The sequence below is a fragment of the Sinorhizobium terangae genome (assembly GCF_009601505.1).
Lineage (GTDB): Bacteria > Pseudomonadota > Alphaproteobacteria > Rhizobiales > Rhizobiaceae > Sinorhizobium > Sinorhizobium terangae.
In genome coordinates, this window is the sequence record NZ_WITC01000064.1 from 1 (window position 1) to 1,041 (window position 1,041).

General features: G+C 57.7%; 2 protein-coding genes. Both read left to right on the forward strand.

Annotated elements, in window-relative coordinates; genetic code table 11:
* Positions 1–493: phytanoyl-CoA dioxygenase family protein (locus GHK62_RS17610; RefSeq protein ID WP_153440451.1), on the forward strand; the 493-nt coding region annotated here is incomplete at its 5' end.
* A gap of 287 nt (positions 494–780) precedes the next feature.
* Complete coding sequence (locus GHK62_RS35230; protein ID WP_380785728.1) at positions 781–1,002, forward strand: PfkB family carbohydrate kinase; 222 nt, start codon at positions 781–783, stop codon at positions 1,000–1,002.
* The last annotated feature ends 39 nt before the right edge of the window (positions 1,003–1,041 follow it).

Genomic DNA, 1,041 nt, shown 5'->3' on the forward strand with positions numbered 1-1,041 from the left:
GCGGATCTATCTCGATCAGGCGTTGATCAAAGAGCCCTACGGCAACCCAACCGCTTGGCACCTCGACAATCCCTTCTGGGCCTTCCATTCGCGCGACGCGATTTCGATCTGGATCGCGCTCGAGGATGCGACGCCCCTCAACGGCTGCCTGTCGTTCGTGCCGGGCAGCCACAGGCTCGCCCGCTACGATAACGCCAACATCGGGAAAGACCTTGCGGGACTCTTCAAGATCTACCCCGAGATGGCAGAGACGGACCCTGTCGCGGTCCCAATGCGCGCGGGCGATTGCAGCTTTCACAACGGCCTTACGGCGCATGGCGCCGGGGCCAACATGACCCGCCGCCGCCGGATCGCGATGACCGCGGCCTTCATGCCCGATGGCTGCACCTTTAACGGGTGCCAGGACATTCTGCCCACGGCTTACTTCGAAAGCTTGAACGTCGGCGACAGGCTCTGCGAAGACACGATCAACCCGATTGTCGGGAGAGCCTAGCTGGTCGGTCGCAGCCTGAGCACCATGAGCAGGCTACGACGGAAACTTAAGGACGATGCGGGGAGTTTCTCCGATACTGACCCACGAAAGTGCAGTAAGATTCAATAAATTGATTATGCCGGTACACTCAATTTATTGATTTCATTCTTTTTTCGTGGGTGAGAACCAGAAATCTTCCCATTTGGTGTGGACGGCAACGTCGAGGCCCACGATCCTCGGTCTCAAAGGCTGGTAAAGGCACCGTCCACCCTTATCTCGACGCTCTGTCTAGCTGCAGCTTAGTCGTTGTGAAACAGGACGAAGCCGAAGCACTGGGGAACTGGCTGCGGTGCGAAACCTGCGAACCGACAGTAGAAGACTTGTCCAGGCGCTTGCAAACAGGCGTCGTTAGAACCCTTAGCGGTAATGGAGCTGAAGCCTTTGCCGACGGCGAAAAAATCTCGGTTGCCGCGATAAAGGTCGATGTCAAAGACACAACCGCAGCTGGGGACTGCTTTGTCGCTCGATAGGGGCTTGTCGCTCGAGGCAGGCATGCACCGAGCTGTAGC